The organism is Modicisalibacter sp., from assembly GCF_055145905.1.
The window spans coordinates 13,370-36,619 of record NZ_JBSREH010000025.1; the positions used below are offsets into that span (position 1 = coordinate 13,370).

27 protein-coding genes are annotated in these 23,250 nt (G+C 67.3%); 20 read left to right on the forward strand and 7 right to left on the reverse strand.

Going from position 1 to position 23,250, the window contains the following annotated elements:
• The first annotated feature begins 119 nt into the window (after nt 1–119).
• The 13 genes from urtA to ACTCB7_RS08350 all read left to right on the forward strand — a co-directional run bounded on the left by urtA (nt 120) and on the right by ACTCB7_RS08350 (nt 11,706).
• Nucleotides 120–1,412, forward strand: coding sequence for an urea ABC transporter substrate-binding protein (urtA, locus tag ACTCB7_RS08290; protein ID WP_463006284.1), 1,293 nt, complete (start codon nt 120–122; stop codon nt 1,410–1,412).
• Between the two features lie 130 nt (nt 1,413–1,542).
• Complete coding sequence (gene urtB, locus ACTCB7_RS08295) at nt 1,543–3,156, forward strand: urea ABC transporter permease subunit UrtB (protein ID WP_463006396.1); 1,614 nt, start codon at nt 1,543–1,545, stop codon at nt 3,154–3,156.
• 3 nt (nt 3,157–3,159) lie between these two features.
• Nucleotides 3,160–4,287 carry an urea ABC transporter permease subunit UrtC gene (urtC, locus tag ACTCB7_RS08300; protein ID WP_463006285.1) on the forward strand — a complete coding sequence of 376 codons (1,128 nt, stop codon included), beginning with the start codon at nt 3,160–3,162 and terminating at the stop codon, nt 4,285–4,287.
• Nucleotides 4,284–5,108 carry an urea ABC transporter ATP-binding protein UrtD gene (urtD, locus tag ACTCB7_RS08305; RefSeq protein WP_463006286.1) on the forward strand — a complete coding sequence of 275 codons (825 nt, stop codon included), beginning with the start codon at nt 4,284–4,286 and terminating at the stop codon, nt 5,106–5,108. The genes urtC and urtD overlap by 4 nt, the downstream gene beginning before the upstream one ends.
• The gene (gene urtE, locus ACTCB7_RS08310; RefSeq protein ID WP_463006287.1) at nt 5,108–5,806 is read left to right on the forward strand and encodes an urea ABC transporter ATP-binding subunit UrtE; all 699 of its coding nucleotides are present in this window, start codon (nt 5,108–5,110) and stop codon (nt 5,804–5,806) included. Before urtD ends, urtE begins: the two co-directional genes overlap by 1 nt.
• Entirely contained in the window at nt 5,803–6,711 is a 909-nt protein-coding gene (locus ACTCB7_RS08315) for an urease accessory protein UreD (protein WP_463006288.1), read from the forward strand. The genes urtE and ACTCB7_RS08315 overlap by 4 nt, the downstream gene beginning before the upstream one ends.
• A gap of 51 nt (nt 6,712–6,762) precedes the next feature.
• Nucleotides 6,763–7,065 carry an urease subunit gamma gene (locus ACTCB7_RS08320; RefSeq protein ID WP_463006289.1) on the forward strand — a complete coding sequence of 101 codons (303 nt, stop codon included), beginning with the start codon at nt 6,763–6,765 and terminating at the stop codon, nt 7,063–7,065.
• Nucleotides 7,066–7,075: 10 nt separating this feature from the next.
• Nucleotides 7,076–7,399 carry an urease subunit beta gene (locus tag ACTCB7_RS08325; protein WP_463006290.1) on the forward strand — a complete coding sequence of 108 codons (324 nt, stop codon included), beginning with the start codon at nt 7,076–7,078 and terminating at the stop codon, nt 7,397–7,399.
• Nucleotides 7,396–9,099, forward strand: a complete 1,704-nt coding sequence (gene ureC / locus ACTCB7_RS08330) for an urease subunit alpha (protein WP_463006291.1) — start codon at nt 7,396–7,398, stop codon at nt 9,097–9,099. Before ACTCB7_RS08325 ends, ureC begins: the two co-directional genes overlap by 4 nt.
• A gap of 52 nt (nt 9,100–9,151) precedes the next feature.
• A complete protein-coding gene (ureE, locus tag ACTCB7_RS08335) occupies nt 9,152–9,679 on the forward strand; it encodes an urease accessory protein UreE (protein WP_463006292.1) in 528 nt (175 codons plus the stop codon).
• The gene (locus tag ACTCB7_RS08340) at nt 9,669–10,355 is read left to right on the forward strand and encodes an urease accessory protein UreF (protein WP_463006397.1); all 687 of its coding nucleotides are present in this window, start codon (nt 9,669–9,671) and stop codon (nt 10,353–10,355) included. The genes ureE and ACTCB7_RS08340 overlap by 11 nt, the downstream gene beginning before the upstream one ends.
• 27 nt (nt 10,356–10,382) lie before the next feature.
• Nucleotides 10,383–11,072 (forward strand): urease accessory protein UreG, encoded by a 690-nt coding sequence (gene ureG, locus ACTCB7_RS08345; RefSeq protein WP_463006293.1) that lies wholly within the window; start codon nt 10,383–10,385, stop codon nt 11,070–11,072.
• 28 nt (nt 11,073–11,100) lie between these two features.
• Complete coding sequence (locus ACTCB7_RS08350; RefSeq protein WP_463006294.1) at nt 11,101–11,706, forward strand: HupE/UreJ family protein; 606 nt, start codon at nt 11,101–11,103, stop codon at nt 11,704–11,706.
• Between the two features lie 51 nt (nt 11,707–11,757).
• On the opposite strand, the gene ACTCB7_RS08355 is transcribed toward ACTCB7_RS08350, so the two are convergent.
• The 4 genes from ACTCB7_RS08355 to argF all read right to left on the reverse strand — a co-directional run bounded on the left by ACTCB7_RS08355 (nt 11,758) and on the right by argF (nt 15,059).
• Nucleotides 11,758–12,561 (reverse strand): DUF1206 domain-containing protein, encoded by an 804-nt coding sequence (locus tag ACTCB7_RS08355; RefSeq protein WP_463006295.1) that lies wholly within the window; start codon nt 12,559–12,561, stop codon nt 11,758–11,760.
• 55 nt (nt 12,562–12,616) lie between these two features.
• Nucleotides 12,617–13,000, reverse strand: coding sequence for a hypothetical protein (locus ACTCB7_RS08360; protein ID WP_463006296.1), 384 nt, complete (start codon nt 12,998–13,000; stop codon nt 12,617–12,619).
• A gap of 738 nt (nt 13,001–13,738) precedes the next feature.
• Nucleotides 13,739–13,954, reverse strand: coding sequence for a DUF2188 domain-containing protein (locus ACTCB7_RS08365; RefSeq protein ID WP_463006297.1), 216 nt, complete (start codon nt 13,952–13,954; stop codon nt 13,739–13,741).
• 187 nt (nt 13,955–14,141) lie between these two features.
• Nucleotides 14,142–15,059 (reverse strand): ornithine carbamoyltransferase, encoded by a 918-nt coding sequence (gene argF, locus ACTCB7_RS08370; RefSeq protein WP_463006298.1) that lies wholly within the window; start codon nt 15,057–15,059, stop codon nt 14,142–14,144.
• Nucleotides 15,060–15,487: 428 nt separating this feature from the next.
• On the opposite strand from argF, the gene ACTCB7_RS08375 reads away from it, so the two are divergent.
• Complete coding sequence (locus ACTCB7_RS08375) at nt 15,488–15,832, forward strand: Grx4 family monothiol glutaredoxin (RefSeq protein ID WP_163649324.1); 345 nt, start codon at nt 15,488–15,490, stop codon at nt 15,830–15,832.
• A gap of 88 nt (nt 15,833–15,920) precedes the next feature.
• Here the strand turns inward: ACTCB7_RS08375 and rnt are convergent, their stop codons facing one another.
• The gene (rnt, locus tag ACTCB7_RS08380; RefSeq protein WP_163649325.1) at nt 15,921–16,583 is read right to left on the reverse strand and encodes a ribonuclease T; all 663 of its coding nucleotides are present in this window, start codon (nt 16,581–16,583) and stop codon (nt 15,921–15,923) included.
• A gap of 200 nt (nt 16,584–16,783) precedes the next feature.
• On the opposite strand from rnt, the gene ACTCB7_RS08385 reads away from it, so the two are divergent.
• The 6 genes from ACTCB7_RS08385 to ACTCB7_RS08410 all read left to right on the forward strand — a co-directional run bounded on the left by ACTCB7_RS08385 (nt 16,784) and on the right by ACTCB7_RS08410 (nt 21,627).
• Nucleotides 16,784–18,004 (forward strand): argininosuccinate synthase, encoded by a 1,221-nt coding sequence (locus ACTCB7_RS08385; RefSeq protein WP_163649326.1) that lies wholly within the window; start codon nt 16,784–16,786, stop codon nt 18,002–18,004.
• A 51-nt stretch (nt 18,005–18,055) separates the two neighbouring features.
• Nucleotides 18,056–18,349 carry an HlyU family transcriptional regulator gene (locus tag ACTCB7_RS08390; RefSeq protein ID WP_224415118.1) on the forward strand — a complete coding sequence of 98 codons (294 nt, stop codon included), beginning with the start codon at nt 18,056–18,058 and terminating at the stop codon, nt 18,347–18,349.
• A gap of 137 nt (nt 18,350–18,486) precedes the next feature.
• Entirely contained in the window at nt 18,487–19,152 is a 666-nt protein-coding gene (locus ACTCB7_RS08395) for a glutathione S-transferase family protein (RefSeq protein ID WP_163649328.1), read from the forward strand.
• Between the two features lie 78 nt (nt 19,153–19,230).
• Nucleotides 19,231–20,301: a tRNA-queuosine alpha-mannosyltransferase domain-containing protein gene (locus ACTCB7_RS08400; protein ID WP_463006299.1), complete on the forward strand. Its 1,071-nt coding sequence runs from the start codon at nt 19,231–19,233 to the stop codon at nt 20,299–20,301.
• 85 nt (nt 20,302–20,386) lie between these two features.
• Nucleotides 20,387–21,331: a DnaJ C-terminal domain-containing protein gene (locus ACTCB7_RS08405; RefSeq protein WP_463006300.1), complete on the forward strand. Its 945-nt coding sequence runs from the start codon at nt 20,387–20,389 to the stop codon at nt 21,329–21,331.
• Nucleotides 21,332–21,333: 2 nt separating this feature from the next.
• On the forward strand, nt 21,334–21,627 hold the full coding sequence (locus ACTCB7_RS08410) for a chaperone modulator CbpM (RefSeq protein ID WP_224415116.1): 294 nt from the start codon (nt 21,334–21,336) through the stop codon (nt 21,625–21,627).
• A gap of 28 nt (nt 21,628–21,655) precedes the next feature.
• Here ACTCB7_RS08410 and nth read toward each other — a convergent pair whose 3' ends face one another.
• On the reverse strand, nt 21,656–22,294 hold the full coding sequence (gene nth, locus ACTCB7_RS08415; RefSeq protein ID WP_463006301.1) for an endonuclease III: 639 nt from the start codon (nt 22,292–22,294) through the stop codon (nt 21,656–21,658).
• Nucleotides 22,291–23,244, reverse strand: a complete 954-nt coding sequence (locus ACTCB7_RS08420) for an RnfABCDGE type electron transport complex subunit B (protein WP_463006302.1) — start codon at nt 23,242–23,244, stop codon at nt 22,291–22,293. The genes nth and ACTCB7_RS08420 overlap by 4 nt, the downstream gene beginning before the upstream one ends.
• Nucleotides 23,245–23,250 lie beyond the last annotated feature (6 nt).

Consider the following 23,250-nt stretch of genomic DNA (forward strand, 5'->3'; position numbering starts at 1 on the left):
AGGGTGATCAGTATTTTTTGAAATAGTGGCACATTCCTTGCAATTGCGATGTCAAGGCGTCCGCCATAGTGCGCTCGCCGCTGGACACGACCAACAATCATAAGCGCAAGGAGATTCAAGTGAACGCAACCAAGCCCCATCGCTGGATCGCGGCCGGCCTGCTCGGCCTGGGAATTTCGGTTCCTGCCCTGGCTCAGGAAGACACCATCAAGGTCGGTATCCTTCACTCGCTCTCCGGCACCATGGCGATCAGCGAGTCGACGCTGAAGGATGAGCTCCTGATGCTGATCCAGCAGCAGAATGAGAAGGGCGGCCTGCTCGGCAAGAAACTCGAGCCGGTGGTGGTCGATCCGGCCTCCGATTGGCCGCTGTTCGCCGAAAAGGCCCGTCAGCTGCTCGCCAAGGACAAGGTTGACGTAATCTTCGGCAACTGGACCTCCGCCTCGCGCAAGGCGGTTCTGCCGGTCGTCGAGGAGCTCAACGGCCTGCTGTTCTACCCGGTGCAGTACGAGGGCGAGGAGTCCTCCGAGAACATCTTCTATACCGGCGCCGCCCCCAACCAGCAGGCGATCCCGGCCGTCGACTACCTGATGAACAACGTCGGCGTGAAGCGCTGGGTACTCGAGGGCACCGACTACGTCTACCCGCGTACCACCAACAAGATTCTCGAGACCTATCTCAAGGAACACGGTGTCGCCGATGACGACATCATGGTCGACTACACGCCATTCGGGTACTCCAACTGGCAGAACATCGTTTCCAACATCAAGCAGTTCGGCAGCCAGGGCAAGAAGACCGCGGTAGTCTCGACGATCAATGGCGATGCCAATGTGCCGTTCTATCGTGAGCTGGCCAACCAGGGCATCGACGCCGCCGACATTCCGGTCATGGCCTTCTCGGTGGGTGAGCAGGAGCTTTCGGGGATCGACACTGCGCCGCTGGTCGGTCATCTGGCGGCCTGGAACTACTTCATGAGCGTCGATACCGACGCCAACTACGACTTCATCGACAACTGGATCGCCTACAACGACGACGATGACACCGTGGTCACCAACGATCCGATGGAAGCCCACTACATCGGCTTCAACATGTGGCTGCAGGCGGTCAAGAAGGCCGGCTCCACCGACGTCGACGCGGTCAAGGACGCGATCATCGGCGTCACCGTGCCCAACCTCTCGGGTGGCTACGCGACGATGATGCCCAACCACCACATCACCAAGCCGGTGATGATCGGCGAGATCCAGGACAACGGCCAGTTCTCGGTGGTCTGGCAGACGCCCTCCACCGTGGCCGGCGACGCCTGGTCCGATTACCTGCCCGGCTCGCGTGACTTGATCAGCGACTGGCGCAAGCCGCTGGAGTGCGGCAACTACAACGTGGTCGAGAAGACCTGCGGCGGCAGTGCCGAGTAAACGGCCAGTCAGCCCATGCGAGTCGCCGGCCGTGCGCGTCACGGCCGGCTCCGATAACCTCCGGAACCGGCACGGCGCTGCCGTCGCCGGCTCCGCGACACGCCACGCGAAGGATTCCCGCATGACCCTCTTGCGGACCATCACCGCGCTTGTGCTGCTCGGCTGCCTCGCCGTCCTGGGCCTGGGCAATGCCCAGGCCCAGGACGCGGCATCCCCGCAGCAGGCGCCGCCCGAACTGCGTGCCCTGGCTGCCGATTCCTATACCGCCAAGTCCCGGGCCATCCAGGACCTCGTCGCCAGTCACGCCCCGCGCACGCGCATCTGGCTGCAGGCACTGCTCGACGGCAAGCTGCAGCGGCTCGAGGACGACGGACGCTTCGTGATCGTCACGAACAACCGCGGCCGCGACTGGACCGTCATCGACGCCGTCGACGACGCCCCGCTGGGCGAGGTCTCGCGGCGCCACATCGACCGCATCACCATCAACAACGCACTGCGCAATCAACTGCGCAGCGCGATGGCGATCCTCGACCTCGACGCCGATGACCCGGCCGAACGGCTGGCCAGTGCCGACCGCCTGATCGGCGAGGTCGACGACAGCCTGGCCGAGCCACTGAGCGAGCGTCTCGACGCCGAATCCGACCCGGATGTGCGCGCCAAGCTGGCCCAGGCGCTGGCGCTCTACCGCCTGCAGTCGGGCGACGCCGGCCAGATCGATGCCGCCATCGACACGCTCTCCGGCAGCCTCAACCCCACCGTGCGCGCCGCGCTCGGTCAGGTGGCCCGGGGCGACGGCGAGGCCGCCGCGGCGGCGCAGCAGGCGCTGGCCGGCATCGAGCAGACGCTCAAGCTCAACCATGCCGCCGAGACGCTCTATTTCGGCCTCAGCCTGGGCTCGGTACTGGTGCTGGCGGCGATCGGCCTGGCGATCACCTTCGGCGTGATGGGCGTGATCAACATGGCTCACGGCGAACTGATCATGCTCGGCGCCTACACCACCTGGATGCTGCAGCAGCTGCTGCCCGGCCAGCCCGGGCTGGCGCTGATCCTGTCGATCCCCGCCGGTTTCCTAGTGTCGGCGCTGGTCGGCGTGATCATCGAGCGCAGCGTGATCCGCTTCCTCAAGGGCCGGCCGCTGGAAACGCTGCTCGCCACCTTCGGCGTCAGCCTGATCCTGCAGCAGCTGGTGCGCACGGTGATCTCGCCGCTCAACCGCACCGTGGTCACCCCCGAGTGGATGAGCGGCTCGCTGGTGGTCAACGAGGCGCTGTCGCTGACCCTCAACCGGCTCTACGTGCTGGGCTTCGCGCTGGTGGTGTTCGCCGCGCTGGTGCTGGTGATGCGTCGCACCCGGCTCGGCCTGGAGGTCCGCGCGGTGACCCAGAACCGCAGCATGGCCCGTGCCATGGGCATCCACGCCACGCGCGTCGACATCCTCACCTTCGCGCTGGGCTCCGGGGTCGCCGGGCTCGCCGGGGTGGCGCTGTCGCAGCTGACCAACGTCGGCCCCAACCTGGGCCAGAACTACATCATCGACTCCTTCATGGTGGTGGTGTTCGGCGGCGTGGGGAACCTGTGGGGCGCGCTGGTCGCCGGCATGTCGCTGGGCGTGATCAACCAGGTGATCGAGCCCTGGGCCGGCGCGGTGCTGGCCAAGGTGATCGTGCTGGTGTTCATCATCCTGTTCATCCAGAAGCGCCCGCGCGGGTTGTTCCCGCAGAAGGGCCGCGCGGCGGAGGGCTGAGCCATGAACTGGTTTCTCAAGCCGGCCACGGAGCGCTCGACGCAATGCTTCGTCGGCGTGCTGATCGCGGCCCTGGCGGTGGTCTGCGTGCTCAATCTGGCGCTGCCGGTGGCCAACCCCCTGCATGTCTCGACCTACACGGTGGCGCTGCTCGGCAAGTATCTGTGCTATGCGCTGCTCGCCGTGGCGGTCGACCTGGTGTGGGGCTATCTGGGCATCCTGAGTCTCGGTCACGGCGCCTTCTTCGCCCTCGGCGGCTATGCCATGGGCATGTACCTGATGCGTCAGATCGGTGACCGCGGTGTCTACGGCGACCCGGTGCTGCCGGACTTCATGGTGTTCCTCAACTGGGATCACCTGCCGTGGTACTGGCAGGGCTTCGACATGGCCGGGTTCGCCTTCCTGATGGTGCTGCTGGCCCCCGGGGTGCTGGCGCTGGTGTTCGGCTTCCTGGCGTTCCGCTCGCGGGTCACCGGGGTCTATCTGTCGATCATCACCCAGGCGCTGACCTTCGCGCTGATGCTGGCGTTCTTCCGCAACGAGATGGGCTTCGGCGGCAACAACGGCCTCACCGACTTCAAGGAACTGCTGGGCTTTCCGATCAGCGCCGACGGCACGCGCCTGGGCCTGTTCCTGGCCTCCGGCGTGGCGCTGGGCCTCGGCTACTGGCTGTGTCGGGCGATCGTCGCCAGCAAGCTGGGGCGGGTCTGCGTGGCCGCCCGCGATGCCGAGGCGCGGGTGCGCTTCATCGGCTACCGGGTCGAGCGCGTGCAGCTGTTCGTGTTCGTCGTCTCGGCGATGCTCGCCGGCGTCGCCGGGGCGCTCTACGTGCCGCAGGTGGGGATCATCAATCCCAGCCAGTTCTCGCCGCTGTTCTCCATCGAGATCGTCGTCTGGGTGGCGCTGGGCGGCCGTGCCACGCTCTACGGCGCGGTGATCGGGGCGATTCTGGTCAACTATGCCAAGACGGTATTCACCGGGGTGATGCCCGATGCCTGGCTGTTCGCCCTGGGCGGGCTGTTCGTGGTCTGCACGGTGCTGTTGCCGCGTGGCCTGGCGGGCCTGATGCAGTGGCGCCGGCGCGGGGCGCGCCATGATGACGAGACGACGGGCAAGGAGGCGATGGCATGAGCATCCTGCAATCACTGGCCGACCGCGACCGGGTCTTCGACTTCCTGATCCCCAGGGAGTCGCCGGTCGACGTGCGCCACGGGCCGATCCTCTATCTCGAGGATGTCAGCGTCAGCTTCGACGGCTTCAAGGCGATCAACGCGCTCGACCTGACCATCGACGACGGCGAGCTGCGCTGCATCATCGGCCCCAACGGCGCCGGCAAGACCACCATGATGGACATCATCACCGGCAAGACGCGGCCCGACCGGGGGCAGGTGTGGTTCGGCAGCCGGCACAACCTGCTGACCCTGAACGAGCCCGAGATCGCCACCCTGGGGATCGGCCGCAAGTTCCAGAAGCCCACGGTGTTCGAGGCACTCAGCGTGTTCGAGAACCTGGAGCTGGCGATGAGCGCCGACAAGCGGGTCCTGTCGACGCTCACCGCGCGGCTCGACGGCGAGGCCCGCGATCGCATCGACGAGGTACTCTCGCTGATCGGCCTCGAGGCGGCACGCCGACGCCCGGCGGGAATCCTTTCCCACGGTCAGAAGCAGTGGCTGGAAATCGGCATGCTGCTGATGCAGCGCCCGCGACTGCTGCTGGTCGACGAGCCGGTGGCGGGCATGACCGAGCAGGAGATGGAACGTACCGGCGAGTTGCTCACCAGCCTGGCCGGCAAGCAGTCGGTGGTGGTGGTCGAGCATGACATGGGCTTCGTGCGCTCGATCGCCCGCAAGGTCACGGTGCTGCATCAGGGCAGCGTGCTGGCCGAGGGCAGCATGGATCAGGTCGCAAGCGACCCTCGGGTCGTCGAGGTCTATCTCGGGGAGGAGGCGTGATGCTGGCGATCGATACCCTCAACCAGTTCTACGGCGAGAGCCATACCCTGTGGGATCTCTCGCTCGACGTGCCCGGCGGGCAATGCACCTGCGTGATGGGCCGCAATGGCGTGGGCAAGACCACGCTGCTCAAGTGCGTGATGGGCGAGGTGCCGGTGACCAGCGGCGAGCTCACCTATGACGGGGAGATACCGCTGACCCGGCGGCGTGTCGAGGATCGCTCGCGGCTGGGCATCGGCTACGTCCCCCAGGGACGACAGATCTTCCCGCTGCTGACGGTGGAGGAGAACCTGCGCACCGGGCTGGCCGCGCGCCGCGACGGCAAACGTGTGATCCCGGCTCGCATCTACGAGCTGTTCCCGGTGCTGAAGGAGATGCGCCATCGCCGTGGCGGCGATCTCTCCGGCGGCCAGCAGCAGCAGCTGGCGATCGGCCGCGCCCTGGTGCTCGAGCCGCGGCTGCTGATCCTCGACGAGCCGGGCGAGGGCATCCAGCCCAACATCGTCGCCGAGATCGGCGAGGTGATCCGCCGGCTCAACCGCGAGGATGGCATGACCGTCCTGCTCGCCGAGCAGAAGCTGCCCTTCGTGCGCAAGTACGCCGATCGCTTCGTGATTCTCGATCGCGGCCGGCCGGTGGCACAGGGCGCCATCGACGAACTCGGCGACGACCTGATCAAACGGCACCTGACCGTATGACGCTATTTCCCGATCTCATCCCGGCTGGACGCGCTGTCGCCCATCACGACTCGGGGCATCGCTTCGACGCCGAGCGGCGCTGGGCGGCCTCGCTCGAACTGGGCTTCGCCGCTGGCAAGCGCGGGACACGGCTGGTCAGGGCGCGCCACGAAGGCCCGTTGCGGGTCCAGCGCCCCTTCTACCCGGAAGGGCGAGAGGCGAATGCGCCGAGCCACGTCTATCTGCTGCATCCGCCCGGCGGGCTGGTAAGCGGGGACGCGCTGGCCATCGACGTGGCTGTCGCTCGCGATGCCCACGCGCTACTCACCACGCCGGCCGCCGCCAAGCTCTACCGGGCCGACAGCCAGGGCGTGAGCTGGAGCCAGCACGCCCGGTTGACGGTCGCCGAGGGGGGCATGCTGGAGTGGCTGCCGCAGGAGACGCTGGCCTTCGACGGCTCGCGCGGCAGCCAGTCGACGACCATCGAGCTCACCGGTGACGCCCGCTGCCTGGGGTGGGAAATCATGGCCCTGGGCCGTCCGGCCAGCCGGCTCCCGTTCGAAAGCGGGCGGGTCGAGCAGCACTTTCGCCTGATGCGTGACGGTCTGCCGTTGTGGCTGGAGCGACAGCCTCTCGACCCTCAGCATCCGCGTTTTCACGGGTGCTGGGGGCAGGGCGGGGCGACGGTACAGGCCACCTTGTGGGCGGTGGGCCTCGACGACCCGCGCTCGGCCGTCGAGGCCCTGCGCGAGGCGCTGCCCGCGTCAGTGTGCTGGGCGGCGACCCAGCGCAACGACGTGCTGCTGCTGCGCTATCTCGGCGATTCCCGCAACGCCGCCTGGGAGCTCTGCCAGCGCACCTGGGAGTGCCTGCGCCCGCGCCTCGTCGGCCGCGAGGCCCACGCGCCGCGCATCTGGGCCACCTGAGAACACACCAGAATCAATCACGCCAGCCTATTGACGAGAGGAACGCTTCCCATGGAACTGACGCCCCGCGACAAGGACAAGCTGCTGCTGTTTTCCGCCGCACAGCTTGCCGAGCGCCGCCGCAATCGTGGTCTCAAGCTCAACTACCCGGAGGCCGTGGCCCTGATCAGCTTCGAGATCCTCGAGGGCGCCCGCGACGGCAGAAGCGTCGCCGAGCTGATGAGCTACGGCCGCGAGATCCTGACCCGCGACGACGTGATGGACGGCGTGGCGGAAATGATCGACGAGGTGCAGGTCGAGGCGACGTTCCCCGATGGTACCAAACTGGTCACCGTCCATAGCCCGATTGTCTAAGGAGCTCGCCATGATTCCCGGTGAATATCAGTTGAAGGACGGCGAGATCGAGCTCTGCGCGGGACGCGAGCGAATCACCGTCGAGGTCGCCAATACCGGCGACCGGCCGGTCCAGATCGGCTCGCACTACCACTTCGCCGAGGCCAACCCGGCGCTGGTCTTCGATCGCGACAAGGCGCGGGGGTATCGTCTCGACGTGGCCGCGGGCACGGCGATTCGCTTCGAGCCTGGCCAAAGTCGCGAGGTCACGCTGATTCCCTACGTCGGTCGTCGGCATGTCTACGGCTTTCGCGGGGAATGCATGGGCAGCCTGGATCAAGGAGCGACATCATGAAAATCACCCGGGAGGCCTATGCCGACATGTACGGCCCGACCGTGGGAGACCGGGTCCGCCTCGGCGACACCGAGCTGTGGATCGAGGTCGAGACCGACCACACCCATTACGGCGACGAGGTGAAGTTCGGCGGCGGCAAGGTGATCCGCGACGGCATGGGCCAGAGCCAACGCCACGACGACGCGGTGATGGACACCGTGATCACCAATGCGCTGATTCTCGATTGGTGGGGCATCGTCAAGGCCGACGTGGGGATTCAGGGTGGGCGCATCGACGCTATCGGCAAGGCCGGCAACCCCGACACCCAGCCGGACGTCGATATCGTCATCGGCCCCGGCACCGAGATCATCGCCGGCGAGGGCAAGATCCTCACCGCCGGTGGCATCGATGCGCACATCCACTTCATCTGCCCCCAGCAGGTGGAAGAGGCGCTGATGAGCGGCGTGACCACCATGCTTGGTGGCGGAACCGGCCCGGCCACGGGGTCGAACGCCACCACCTGCACGCCGGGGGCCTGGCACATCGGCGCCATGCTCCAGGCGGTCGACGAACTGCCCATGAACATCGGTCTGCTGGGCAAGGGCAACGCCAGCCTGCCCGAGGCGCTGGAAGCCCAGCTCGAGGCCGGCGCCATGGGGCTCAAGCTCCACGAGGACTGGGGCACCACGCCGGCGTCGATCGACAACTGCCTGAGCGTGGCCGAGCGTTACGACGTGCAGATCGCCATCCACACCGACACGCTCAACGAGTCGGGCTTCGTCGAAGATACCCTGGCGGCGTTCAAGGGGCGTGGCATCCACACCTACCACACCGAAGGGGCGGGGGGCGGTCACGCGCCGGATATCATCACCGCCTGTTCCAGGGACTACGTGCTGCCGTCGTCGACCAATCCCACGCGGCCCTACACGGTGAATACCATCGACGAGCATCTCGACATGCTGATGGTCTGTCATCACCTGGACCCGAACATCCCGGAAGACGTGGCCTTCGCCGACTCGCGCATCCGTCGCGAGACCATCGCCGCCGAGGACATTCTCCACGACCTGGGGGTGATCTCGATGATCGCCTCGGACTCCCAGGCCATGGGCCGGGTCGGCGAGGTGATCTGCCGGACGTGGCAGACCGCGCACAAGATGAAGGTCCAGCGCGGGCTGCTGCCGGAAGACGCCGAGCGCGGCGCCGACAATCTTCGCGCCCGGCGCTACATCGCCAAGTACACCATCAACCCGGCGATCACCCACGGCATCGCCCATGAGGTCGGTTCGGTGGAAGTCGGCAAGCTCGCCGACCTGGTGCTCTGGTCGCCGGCCTTCTTCGGCGTCAAGCCAGCACTGATCGTCAAGGGCGGAATGATCGCCGCCGCGCCGATGGGCGATGCCAACGCCTCGATCCCCACCCCGCAGCCGGTGCACTACCGGCCGATGTTCGGTGCCTTCGGCAAGGCGGCCAGCGCGACGCGCCTGAGCTTCGTCAGTCAGGCCTCGATCGACGCCGGGCTCAAGGACCGGCTGGGCCTGGCGAGCCGGCTCTCGGCGTGCCGGAACGTACGCGGCGTGCGCAAGGGCGACATGAAGCTGAACGACGCCTGCCCGCAGCTCGAGGTCGATCCCCAGACCTACGAGGTGCGCTGCGACGGCGAACTGCTGACCTGCGAGCCGGCCACCGAGCTGCCGCTGGCGCAGCGCTACCACCTGTTCTGACACCGAGCCACGGAGGCGACTCGCACTCCGTGGCCGACGATTGGAGTACGCCATGCTGAAACTGATCGAGCGTCTGGGCCCCGTCGCCGCGAGCGAGGCGATTGACACACTGACGTTGACCTATGAGCTGCGCATCCGCGGGCGCCTGCGGGCCACCAGTGATGGCGGGCGCGATCTGGGACTGTTTCTGGATCGCGGGCCGGTGCTGCGCGACGGCGAAGGGCTCCGGGCCGAGAGCGGCGAGATCGTGCGGATCGTCGCCGCTCCCGAACCGGTCGCCACCGCCCGGGTAGACGCCGGCCTGCCGCTGGCGCGGCTCGCCTATCACCTGGGCAACCGGCACGTGACGCTGGCGCTTGGCGGCGACGACCGCCAGGGCTGGGTGCGCTTCGCGCCGGATCACGTGCTGGAGGAGCTGGCGCAACGGCTGGGCGCGCAGATCGAGCATCATGAGGCGCCGTTCGATCCCGAGCCCGGTGCCTATACGCTCGGGGGACATTCTCACGGGCATTCGCATGGCCACGGCCACGGCCATTCCCAAGATCACGACCATGAGCGGTCGCATGGCCATGCCCACTGAGGCGCCGCGCGACCCGCTGGCGCTGGTCGGCCTGCTGCAACTGGTCAGCCCCGCATTGCCGATCGGTGCCTTCGCCTGGTCACAGGGGCTGGAGAGTGCCTTCGAGCTCGACTGGGTCCGCGACGAGGCCTCGCTCGAGGCCTGGATCGACGGGGTGCTCGACGATGGCCTGACACGCTGTGAACTGCCGGTGCTGGCGCGTGCCCAACGCGCCTGGTCGCGGGGCGATGGCGAGGCGCTGGCGTACTGGAACGCCTGGTTCGCCGCCAATCGGGAAACCGCCGAACTGCTCGAGGAGGAGCGGCGCCTGGGGGTGGCGCTGGTGCGTCTGCTGGGCAACCTGGAGCTGTTGCCTCGGACGGCACCGCTGCCCGAGACGCCGGGCTATGTGGTGATGTTTGCCGCTGCTGCCGAGCAGCGCGGCGTGGCCGTCGAGGAGACGCTGCTGGGCTTCGCCTGGGCCTGGCTCGAGAACCAGCTGGCTGTGGCCTGCAAGGCACTGCCGCTCGGGCAGACTGCGGCGCAGCGGATCATCGAGCGCCTGCGTCCGCGCCTCGCCGAGGCAGTCGAGACCGCGCTCACCCTGGAAGACGATGAGCTGGGCCCGGCGTTGCCAGGACTCGCGCTGGCCAGCGCGCTGCACGAGACACAGTACTCACGACTGTTTCGAAGTTGAAAAATTTCCACACAAGGAGTTAACGCCATGACCCATTGCCTGCGTGTCGGCGTCGGCGGCCCGGTGGGCTCCGGCAAGACGGCCCTGCTCAAGCAGATCTGCCTGGCGCTGCGCGAGCATTATGATATCGCGGTGGTCACCAACGACATCTATACCCGCGAGGATGCCGACTTCCTGCTCAATAACGAGGCGCTGCCGGCAGATCGCATCCTCGGTGTCGAGACTGGCGGCTGTCCGCATACCGCAATCCGCGAGGATGCCTCGATGAACCTCGCGGCGATCGATGACCTCCAGGCGCGCCATCCCGATCTGGAATTGGTCCTGGTCGAGTCCGGTGGCGACAACCTCTCGGCGACCTTCAGTCCCGAACTCTCCGATCTCACGCTCTACGTGATCGACGTCTCGGCCGGCGACAAGATCCCGCGCAAGGGGGGGCCCGGCATCACCAAGTCGGACCTGCTGATCATCAACAAGATCGATATCGCTGAGTATGTCCACGCCTCGCTGGAGGTGATGGATCGCGATGCCCGCACGATGCGCGGCGAGCGGCCGTTCGTGTTCACCAACCTGCACGATGGGGTAGGGCTCGAGACCATCATCGCCTTCATCCTCGAGCGCGGCATGCTGCCGGAGCGCCGGCCGCCGGATTGCCGGCCACCGGAGCGCCGACCTGCCGAGGAAGCCATCACTGGCTCGGAAACCACGACCGCCAAGTGACTCCGTTTCATCCGACAAGGAGTTCGACATGTCATCGCACGTTCATTCATCGCGCCACCTGAGCTGGCTGCTGGCCCCGGCGGCGCTGCTGGCCAGTTCTGCGGCACTTGCTCACTCCGGCGCCCTGGGGCATACCCACGGGGGCAGCTTCCTGGCCGGCTTGCTGCACCCGCTGACCGGGCTCGATCATCTGCTGGCGATGTTCGCCATCGGGCTGTGGAGCGTTCGCCAGGGGCCGGGGTTGCGCCGGGCCATGCCTGTGCTCATCGCCATCGGAATGCTGGCCGGTGCCGGCCTCGCCTGGGCCGGCGTGCCGCTGATGGGCGTCGAATTCGGCATCGCTTCCAGCGTGCTGCTGGCCGGTATCCTGGCCGCCAGCCTGGTACGGCTGCCGACGCTGGCCGGCGGGGCGCTGGTGAGCGCCTTCATCCTGTTGCACGGCCATGCCCACGGCAGCGAGCTGGCGCCGGGCGCTTCGGCGCTGTTCTATGCCACGGGCTTCTTGATCGCCAGTGTGTCGATCACCACCGGCGGGAGGCTGCTGGGCAGCTGGCTTGCGCGGCACGACCAGCGTTGGCTACGCGGTCTGGGCGCTGCCATCGCCGGCGCCGGTGGCGCCATGCTGATGAGCTGAGGGCAGTGTCTGGCGTAGCATCGGGCCCGCTTTCCTGCGGGCCCGATGCGTTCAGGGGGTCACGTCGCGAAAACGCGCATTGACGAAGCAGTAGATCGCATAGGCCACCAGGCCGAGCGCGACCACGCCCAGCAGCCAGGGGCCGAAGGGCTGGCGGGCCAGCACGTTCAAGGCGCCGCCCAGGCCCTGGGCCTGACTGGGGTTGGTCTGGATGGCGGCGACGACCAGGAAGCCGCCGATGATCAGGAAGACCACGCCCCGGGCGCTCAGCCCCCAGCGAGTGGCGGCTTCGGCCAGGTGTTGCTGGGCATCACTCATCTCGATCATGTGCCAGTTCTTGAGATACGAGCGCCTGACCGCTCGCCAGATCTGGCGAATGCCCACGCCGGCAAAGCCGATGCCGATCGCCAGTACCAGCAGCACGCCGCCGGGATGGCTCATCAGTTCCGCCGTGCGGTCGGTGGTCGAGGTGTTGCCGGTCGCGGCGTTGCGCAGCAGGTTGGCGCAATACAGTGCCAGACCGGCATAGATGCCGCCGCTGATCAAAAATCCCGCCCGCGTGACGAGCCCGCGTAGCCCATGTCCCAGATGCTCGGTATCCAGCAGTACCTGGATGAGTCGCCACAGGGCGTAGGCCAGCAGGCCGAGGCCCAGCAGGGCGAGCATCACGCCACCGAAGGGCTGGGTGGCCAGCTGCGTGATGGCTTCCTTGGTGCCGGCGTTGCGGCCGCCCAGGTCGGCGGCGGCCAGGCTGGCCAGGCCGCCGACAATCAGGTAGACGATGCCCTTGGCGATATAGCCGCAGCGGGCAATGATCTTGATCGTCAGAATCAGGGCGTGAGAATGAAAGTTCACAAGCGCTCCTTGCTTGTTCGGGGTGGATGTCTCGAGTCGCCCGGATCCCTGCGACTCACTCCGGGGCGCTGGCCTGCCGCTTGTGCCAGGCCAGCGGTTTCAGCAGTTCCAGAATCTCCAGGTATTCCGCCAGGCTGTCACCCACCATGATATAGAAATGCGCCTGCGGATCAGGGGTGACCAGAATCAGGTAGCGAATGCCCTCCACGCCTTCCCGGTAGGCACTGCCCACCTCGATGTCGGGGCTGGCTACGTGGATCGTGTAGGCACCCGCGATCTGCTCGAGCGGCGTGAAGCCGGCGCGATCGAGAAAGGTCGCATCATCGCTCGGGGTGCTCTCGCCCGTGTGGATGAGTTCATGGAGCGTGTTGCAGCGCTTGATCAGCTTGCCGTCGCTGAGCCGGTAGACGCCCTGGCCTGTCAGATCCTCTCTCGGCATGGCTTCTCCTCCGGGTGTGTTGCCAATGGTCCTCCCAGTGTCGTCCAACTCGTGCGGAATGTCGTCAGGTTCGACAGCGCGGGGCGAAGCCCCCGTCAAGGGGAAACCGCGGAGTGTCGCCAACGAGGGACATTTCAGATGACTGTTTTAAAAGGGTTTTTCGGGGGAGGCCGGGCGTCTGGCCGGTACACGGTCCGCCAGTCGTCGTTTGGCAACACTCCATTGCCCGACAGGGCCGTGCCGGTCGGCCGCCGGATTCGGAGTTTCTTTTCAAGTTATTGATTTAATTGGTTTAAAGTATTTATTGGCACGCCTTTGGCAATATATTGGGTGAACGGGAAGGCGAGGCAGCAAGCGCTCCCCCGGGCGCTTCACTCCCTTCCTTGCCGTTCACTGCGATGTGTGACTCAGGTTGCGATGAGATGGCACCGCCTTCGGGCATGGAAAGGTGCTTCGGGAAAGGACTCCCCGGCAAGGATGCCACCCGAATTGCGGCGTCCCGCCCTCGGCGGGGCTGCAATGAGCGACGCCCGAGACCGGCGTCGTTGCGGGGCTTTGCCCCTTCGACATTCCGCCAGTCCCGGAATGTTCGTGACCCTTCAGTTCCCTGCGTACCTGGACCGCCCATGTTGGCGGTCCTTTTTTATGCCTCCGGCCATGTGACGATGCCTGTGGCGCCCGGGAGCGACGGGGCAGGCCGCACGTGTCGCCCGGCCGCAGCCGGGCGGGGTCGACGGCTCAGTCGCCGTGCTCGGTATCCTCCCGGCCGGGCTTCTCGCGCACCGTGCCATGCGGGCCGTGAATCACCAGGTCGACGGCGTCGCGTTCGGCCATGGCCCGCCCGTGGGCGATCGCCTCGGCAGGGCTCGAGAACTGTTCCTCGCCGTGCTCGGTGTCGCCCTGGCGGACGCCCCATTCGTCGTCGTGTGCTACTACCTGGACTTCCGCTGTCATCGTTCGCCTCCTCCGCTGGCTTCGGGATTGCTGCCCCGCGTGCCGGCCGGGACGTCACGCCGTTTTCCCGGAGCGCGCTGCCTTCCCTGGCCGATACGCAGTTTTCAGCGTGGTTGGCGTGTCCCGTCGCGTCTGTAGCGAATCGTCAGCACAAGGTTGAAATGCGTAAGCCGACCAGGCACGCGGTTTACTCGACGCGACCCAGCAGCAGGAACTCGAGCAGCGCCTTCTGGGCGTGAAGCCGGTTGCCGGCTTCCTGCCAGACCACGGCACGCGGATCGTCGAGCAGCGTCTCGCTGATCTCCTCGCCCCGGTGCGCGGGCAGGCAGTGCAGGAACAGGGCATCCCCGGCGGCCCGGTCGAGCAGGGCTTCGGTCACCTGAAAGCCGCGGAAGGCCTGCTCGCGCCGGGCCTGTTCCTCTTCCTGGCCCATCGAGGCCCAGACGTCGGTGGTCACCAGGTCGGCGCCGTCCACCGCCTGTTGCGGGTCGCGCAGGATCGTGACGCGTTCGCCGGCGGCGGCGAGGATCGCCGGGTCGGGGTCGTAACCCTCCGGGCAGCAGATGCGCAGCTGGAAGTCGAACTGGCGGGCGGCATTGATCCACGAGTGGCACATGTTGTTGCCGTCGCCGATCCACACGGCGGTCTTGCCGCGTACCGAGCCCCGGCATTCGGTCCAGGTCATCACGTCGGCCAGCAGCTGGCAGGGGTGGTAGTCGTCGGTCAGGGCGTTGATCACCGGCACCGTGCTGGCGGCGGCGAAGGTTTCCAGGCCGGCGTGGGAGAAGGTGCGGATCATCACCGCATCGACCATCTCGGAAAGCACGCGGGCGGTGTCGGCGATGGGCTCGCCGCGGCCCAGCTGGGTGTCACGCGGGGACAGGAACAGGGCGTGCCCGCCGAACTGGGCCATCGCCGTCTCGAACGACACCCGGGTGCGGGTCGACGATTTCTCGAAGATCATCGCCAGGGTGCGGTTGGAGAACGGCGTGTAGGTCGGACCGTGGGTCTTCAGGCCGTTCTTGATGGTGATCGCCCGGCGGATCAGGTGAGTCAGTTCGTCCGGGGTGAGGTCCAGCAGGGTCAGAAAGTGACGTGTGGCCATGGCAAGCTCCTGTCATCGGCAAGCCGCTAAGGAAGCGCTGAATAAATCGGCGAGCGGCGTAAAGCACGAGGCGTACGGCGCACAGGAACCGGAGCCTATGGGGTATAGGTGAGGATTCCGCGCACCGCACAACGAAGTGATTTTCCCGCGCAGCCATTTATACAGTGTTTCCCTAACGAAAAGGGCGCCGAGGGGCTGGTCTGTCTGCACCTCGGCGCCCCGGCCGGAGTCGAGAGCCGGCCGCGCGAAAAAACGATCATCCTAGCCAGACCCGCGACGGTGCGCAATGCAGCCTGTCGCGCAGCGTCGTGGCCGGGACGCCATGGGGCTGTTTTCGCGCGGCGGCGCGCGTAGAATGAGGGGCCACGCAATCATTCACCGGCAACGCGGCACCCGTGACATGACGGTGCCCCGGCAAGGAAGACGCGATGAGTACCACGCTCGAGAACATCCAGCAGCAGATCCGTGAAAACCCGATCCTGCTCTACATGAAGGGCACGCCCCAGTTGCCGCAGTGCGGCTTCTCCGCCCAGACCGTGCAGGCGCTGATGGCCTGTGGCGAGCGCTTCGCCTTCGTCAATATCCTCGACAATCCCGACATCCGCGCCGAGCTGCCAAAGTACGCCAACTGGCCGACCTTTCCGCAGCTGTGGGTCGAGGGCGAGTTGGTCGGCGGCTGCGACATCGTCGTCGAGATGTACCAGAGTGGCGAGCTGGAAACCCTGATCAAGGAAACGGCCGCCAAGGCCGGTGCCGAGCAGAACGACGCCTGAGCGATCATTCGCTCCCTCCGGCGCCGCCCGGATGCGCAACGCCCCGCCATTATGGCGGGGCGTTCGTGTTTTCGAACGGGAGTTGGCCTCAGTCCTCCATGCCCTGTTCACGCTGGGCCAGATCCCAGCCGCCGAGGTCCTTGAAGCGGTTGACGATGGCGCAGAACAGCTCTGCGGTGCGCTCCGTGTCGTAGCGCGCCGAGTGGGCGGCGGCATTGTCGAAGTCGATACCCGCGGCACGGCAGGCGCGGGCCAGCACGGTCTGGCCGTACACCAGGCCGGCCAGGCTGGCGGTATCGAAGCTCGAAAAGGGATGGAAGGGGTTGCGCTTGATGCCGCAGCGATTGACGGCGGCGTTGAGAAAGCCGTGATCGAAGGCCGCATTGTGGCCCACCAGCACGGCCCGCGTGCAGCCTTCCGACTTGATGGCCTTGCGCACGGGCCGGAAGATCTCGCCCAGGGCGTCGGCTTCGGCCTTGGCCACACGCCGACGCAGGGGGTTGTCGAGGTCGATGCCGGTGAAGTCCAGTGCCGCCTGGTCGATGTTGGCTCCCTCGAAGGGCTCGACATGAAAGGCGTAGGTGGCGTCCGGCATCAGGTTGCCCTGGGCGTCCATGGTCAGCGTGACCGCGGCGATCTCCAGAATGGCATCACGCTCGGCGTTGAAACCGCCGGTTTCCAGGTCCACCACCACCGGCAGGAAACTTCGAAAACGCTGGGACAACAGCCCTTGGGCGTTCGCCTCGGTCATGCCTCTCTCCCGTCCTGAGTCGATTCCCCGCGGTCGTCCCGCGTTGCATAGCGCGAGAGTCTAGCATTTTGCACGGTTGGCGTCCCCAACGGCGGTGTTCGCCACTCGGCCGGGGCGCTATAATCGCGGAATCGTCGTGCGTCGGCGCGTCACCGTCGACGTCCCATGTTGCCAAGCGCAAGAATCAGAAGGAGCCCCCGATGTCCGATGTGAAAAAGGTAGTCCTCGCCTATTCCGGCGGCCTGGACACCTCCGTGATCGTCAAGTGGTTGCAGGAAACCTACGATTGCGAAGTGGTGACCTTCACCGCGGACATCGGTCAGGGCGAGGAGGTCGAGCCGGCGCGGGCCAAGGCCCAGGCGCTGGGAGTCAAGGAGATCTACATCGAGGACCTGCGCGAGGAGTTCGTCCGCGACTACGTCTATCCGATGTTCCGCGCCAACACCATCTACGAGGGCGAATACCTGCTGGGGACCTCGATCGCCCGGCCGCTGATCGCCAGGCGGCTGATCGAGATCGCCAACGAGACCGGCGCCGATGCCATCTCCCACGGGGCCACCGGCAAGGGCAACGATCAGGTGCGCTTCGAGCTCGGCGCCTATGCGCTCAAGCCGGGGGTCAAGGTGATCGCGCCGTGGCGCGAATGGGACCTGACCTCCCGCGAGAAGCTCATGGCCTACTGCGAACAGCACGAGATTCCGGTCGACTTCTCCAAGAGCAAGAAGAAGTCGCCGTACTCCATGGATGCCAACCTGCTGCACATCTCCTACGAGGGCGGCATCCTCGAGGATCCGTGGGCCGAGGCCGAGGAGGACATGTGGCGCTGGAGCGTCTCGCCCGAGGCGGCCCCGGATCAGCCGACCTACATCGAGCTGACCTTCGAGCAGGGCGACATCGTCGCCATCGACGGCGAGCGCCTGGCGCCGCACGAGGTGCTGTCGCGCCTCAACCAGCTGGGCGGCGACAACGGCATCGGCCGCCTCGACATCGTCGAGAACCGCTACGTGGGCATGAAGTCGCGCGGCTGCTACGAGACCCCGGGGGGCACCATCATGCTGCGTGCCCACCGCGCCATCGAGTCGATCACCCTCGACCGCGAGGCCGCGCACCTCAAGGACGAGCTGATGCCCAAGTACGCCGAAGTGATCTACAACGGCTACTGGTGGAGCCCGGAACGCCGGATGCTGCAGGCGGCGATCGACGAGACCCAGACCCACGTCAACGGCGTGGTGCGCATGAAGCTCTACAAGGGCAGTGCCACCGTGGTGGGTCGCAAGTCCGACGAATCGCTGTTCGACGAGTCGATCGCCACCTTCGAGGATGATGCCGGCGCCTATAATCAGAAGGATGCCGAAGGCTTCATCAAGCTCAACGCGCTGCGCCTGCGGATTGCCGCCGGCAAGGGTCGCAGCGCCAACTGAGAGCGTCCTTCCGGGATGTCCGGCGCCCGGAAGGCTCCGTGAGGAGGCGACATGCTCAAGAAGCTGATCGACGGATTGTTCCGCAGTGGCAACGTCAATGACGAGGAGATTCCTGCCACCGAGTATCGCAGCTATCTGATCACGCCCGACCCGCAGGATGCGGGCGGGCAGTATCGGGTCAGCGGCTGGATCCGCAAGCCGGTCGAGGGGGGCGAGACGCTCGAGCATCGTTTCGAGCGCTCCGACACCGTCGGCTCCCGGGAGGCCTGCGTCGAGTTGACCCTGGAAAAGGCCCAGCGGTTCATCGATGACCTGGGGGACGAGATCTTCGCCTCGCACCACTGATCATCACGGCTTGCCGTATTGACGACCCCGTCTGCCTCCTCGCAGACGGGGTCGCCGCGTTTTCGGCCGGTGGTATCCGCTCGAGTGGCAATGCGCTAGGGTCAAGAACCGTCATGTCGATCTCGCGAGGCCCTGTCATGCTCGAAGTGCACCATCTGGAAAATTCCCGCTCGCAGCGGGTGCTCTGGCTGCTCGAGGAGCTCGCGCTCGACTACACGGTGGTTCCCTACACCCGGGACCCCGAGACACTGCTGGCGCCGGCGTCGCTCAAGCAGGTGCACCCGCTGGGCAAGTCGCCGGTGATCGTCGACGGCGAGGTGACGCTGGCCGAGTCCGGCGCGATCATCGACTACCTGATAGACGCCCATGACCCGGACGGCCGGCTGATGCCGCCGCCGGGGACCCCGGCGCACCGCGCGTACCGCTACTGGCTGCATTATGCCGAGGGCTCCGCCATGCCGCTGCTGGTGATGTCGCTGGTCTTCACCCGGCTCGGCAAGCCCCCGGTGCCGGCGCTGGTGCGACCGTTCGGCCGGTTGCTGGGCCGTGGCGTCGCCTCGCGGTATCTGGAGCCCCAGATCAGGACCCATCTGGACTACTGGGAACAGACCCTGACGGCATCGGATTGGCTGGCCGGCGAGGCCTTCAGTGCGGCCGACATTCAGATGAGCTTCCCGGCGCTGGCCCGGGACGCCCGCGGCGGCCTGGGCGAGCGCCCGGCGCTGCGCGACTGGCTGGGCCGCCTCAAGGCACGCCCCGCCTATCGGCGAGCCGTGGAGCGCGGCGGCGAGTTTACCCTGTAATCCGGCCGGGCTGACCGGCGGCTTTGCAAGCGGCGGCGGGCTCGGGTAGCTTGCCGGTCATTTGCCGAGGACTCGCCCGTGAAGGCCCTGCTGCTCTCTGCCTATGCCGCCGCCAGCCACCGTTTCTGGGCCGACGGTCTGGAACAGGCATTCCCGGAAATCGACTGGCAGCGCCTGGAACTGCCGCCGCGCCACTTCCAGTGGCGGGTGCGAGGCAACCCGCTGATGTGGCGGCTTGCCAATCACGCGGTGCTGGAGCAGTCGTTCGACCTCGTGGTCGCCACCTCGATGGTCGACCTGGCCACCTTGGTCGGCCTCTGTCCGTCGCTGGCGCAGGCCCGCAAGGTGGTCTACTTCCACGAGAACCAGTTCGCCTTCCCGCGCTCCTCGCGCCAGGTTCTGCGCCCCGAGCCGATGATGGTCAACCTCTATGCGGCATTGGCGGCGGACGTGGTGGTGTTCAACAGTGCCTACAACCGCGACAGCCTGGTGGCCGGTGCCCGCGACTTCCTTTCTCGCATGCCGGACCGGCTGCCGCTCGAGCCGTGGCTGTCGCGGCTGGCCGCGCATGCCCATGTGCTCCCCGTGCCGCTGCCCGATCAGGCGGTTCGGCCGGCGGGCCGGGGGCGTCGCATCGTCTGGAACCATCGCTGGGAATACGACAAGAATCCCGAAGCGTTCTTCGCCGCGCTCGAGCGGCTCGTCGCCGAGGGCATCGACTTCGAGGTGGCGGTGATGGGGCAGCAGTTCCGGGATCGGCCGGCGGTCTTCGACACGGCGCGGGCCTGGCTGGGCGAGCGCATCGTGTGCTGGGGCGAGCAGCCCGCGGCGGACTATGCGGCCATGCTCGATGCCGCCGATATCGTGGTGTCCACCACCGACCACGAGTTCCAGGGGCTGGCGATCATGGAGGCGGTCACCCGCGGCTGCCTGCCGCTGGTGCCCGACCGGCTGTGCTTTCCCGACTACTATCCCGACGCCTGCCGCTACCTGGGGGATGTCGAGAGCCTGGTCGCGCGGCTGCGTGGCTGGCTGACCGATCCCGCCAGCCGGCCGCCGCTGCCGGATGCCCGCCAGTGGCAATGGCCTGCCTGGCGCTCGGCCTATGGCGAGGTCCTGGGGCTGCGCCCGCGACCGGACACGGCTTGATCCGCGTCAAGGCGTCTCTCGGCAAGTCGCGCCATGCTGCCTGTCGGGGAGGGCCTTCCGGTCGTCCCGAGGGCAGAGGGCGGCCATGGAATTCAAGGACTACTATCACGTTCTCGGCGTGGAGAAGGACGCCTCCCAGGAGGCGATCAAGCGGGCCTACCGCAAGCTGGCGCGCAAGTATCACCCCGATGTCAGCAAGGAGCCGGATGCCGAGGTCCGGTTCAAGGAACTGGGCGAGGCCTACGAGGTGCTCAAGGATCCGGAAAAGCGGGCCGCCTACGATCAGCTGGGGCGCCAGTGGCAGCCGGGCGAGGAGTTCCGCCCGCCGCCGGACTGGGATGCCGGTTTCGCATTCTCCGGCGGCGGCTTCACCGAACAGGATGCCGCCGGGTTCAGCGACTTCTTCGAGACCCTGTTCGGCCACGGCTTTGCCCCGGGCGGCCGGCGTGGCGGTTTCCATGCTCATGGCGAGGATCGCCACGCCCGGCTCGAGATCGACCTGGAGGACAGCTATCACGGCGCCACCCATGTGATCACCCTGCGCCTGCCCGAGCACGACGCTCACGGGCGGGTCAGCTGGCACGAGCGCAAGCTCAGCGTCACCGTACCCCGGGGCATCGCCCCCGGGCAGCACATCCGCCTGGCGGGGCAGGGCGAGCCGGGGCACGGCCAGGGCAAGGCCGGTGACCTGTACCTGGAAGTGGCATTCCGGCCCCATGTGCTGTATCGCCTGGACGGGCACGACGTCTATCTCGACCTGCCGGTGGCGCCCTGGGAGGCGGCGCTGGGCGGGCCGGTCACGGTGCCCACGCCCACCGGCAGCGTGGAACTGAAGATTCCCGCCAATGCGCGCAACGGGGCCCGGCTGCGCATTCGTGGGCGTGGTCTGCCCGCGGCGCGCCCGGGTGACTTCCTGGTGGTGCTGAAGATCGTGCAGCCGCCCGTCGACGGCGACGCGGACCGCGACGCCTACCGGGCCCTGGCGGCCCATTTCGCCGATTTCAAGCCGCGTGCCGGGCTGGGAGGATGAGCATGGTCGATCGTTCGCAACCCCTGAGCGGCGTGATTCTCGAGGAGCAGGAGACGCTGACCCTGGCCGATCTCAGCCGCGCCTGCGCGGTGCATGCCGAGGCGATCATCGAGCTGGTCGACGAGGGCATCCTGACGCCCGGCGGGTCCCTGCCGCAGCAGTGGCACTTTTCCGGCCGCCACCTGATCCGGGCGCGCGTGGCGCTGCGCCTGCAGCGGGAGCTGGGCGTCAACCTGGCCGGGGCGGCGCTGGCGCTGGAACTGATGGACGAGATCGAGCGGTTGCGAGGGGGCTGAGCGGGGCCCTGTGCCCGTATCCGGCCGATCAGGCCGGCTCGGTCTTGTCCGGATACTCGCAGAGATCCTCGATCACGCAGCTGCCGCAGCGCGGCTTGCGCGCCACGCAGGTGTAGCGGCCGTGCAGGATCAGCCAGTGGTGGGCGTCCTGGCGGAACTCCGTCGGCACGTGGCGCATCAGTTTCTGCTCGACCTCGACCACGTCCTTGCCACGGGCGAGTCCGGTGCGGTTGGCGACCCGGAAGATATGCGTGTCCACGGCGATGGTCGGCTCGCCGAAGGCGGTGTTGAGAATCACGTTGGCGGTCTTGCGACCGACCCCGGGCAGCGCCTCCAGCGCCGCACGGGTTCGCGGTACTTCGCCGTCGTGCCGGTCGATCAGGAGGCGACAGGTCTTCATCAGGTTCTCGGCCTTGGTGTTGTACAGGCCGATGGTCTTGATGTGCGCCTTCAGGCCGTCGAGGCCCAGGTCGAGAATCGCCTGCGGCGTGTTGGCCACCGGGAACAGCCGGGCACAGGCCTTGTTGACACCCACGTCGGTGGCCTGCGCCGAGAGCAGCACGGCAGTGAGCAGCTCGAACGGCGTCGACCAGTTCAGCTCGGTGGTGGGCTCGGGGTTGTGCTCGCGTAGCCGCGCGAAGATGGCATGGCGTTTCTGGGCGTTCATGCGGTTCCGTTCCTGGCGGTGTCGAGCATGGCCCGGGCCTGTTCGCACTGGGCCCGGGCGCCGGCGATGGCCTCGGCATCGTTCTGGCGTTCGGCGTGGGCGAGCTGGGCGCGGGCGCGACGCAGGGCCTGTTCCGCGGCCCGCACTGCCATGCGCTGACGATGCGGACGAGCATCGGCGGACTGCGGCGCGGAAGCCTGTTCGGCGAGACGGCGATCGAGTGCCGCCAGCTGTTCGCGATGGTCGGCGATGCGCGTTTCCAGTTCGCGGGCCGAGGGCGTGTCGGCCTCGAGCTCGCGGCGTTGGCGCTCCAGGCGCTTGAGTGCCGCGTTCAGGGTCACGCGCTGGGTCTTGAGCCGTCGAGTATCGTCGGCCGTGGTGGTCGCCGGTTCGGCGGGGGTGCTGCGCGCCTGCAATGCGCGGCGTCGGGCCCGGCGGGTCTCGGCCTCGCGGGCCAGGCGTGCCTCGCGGGCCGCGTGGCGTTGCCGGCCGAGCGCGGCACGCCGGGCGAGGAACGCATCCTGCGCGGCCGGCGTGTCGGCAGCCTCCCAGTCCGGGTGGGGCAGGATGTCGATGCAGTCCACCGGGCAGGGCGCCACGCACAGCTCGCAGCCGGTGCACTCGGCCTCGATCACCGTGTGCATGCGCTTGGCCGCGCCGAGGATGGCATCCACCGGGCAGGCCTGGATGCACTTGGTGCAGCCGATGCACTCGTCCTCGCGGATCACCGCCACCTGCGGCGATTCGGCCGGGCGCTCCAGCGGCAGCGCCGGTTGTCCGGTGAGCGCGGCCAACTGGTGCAGGGTCCGCTCGCCGCCGGGCGGGCACTTGTTGATCGCCTCGCCGGCGACGATGGCCTCGGCATAGGGGCGGCAGCCGTCATGGCCGCACTTGCCGCACTGGGTCTGCGGCAGGGCGGCATCGATGACGTCGATACGGGCGGCAGTCATGACGGC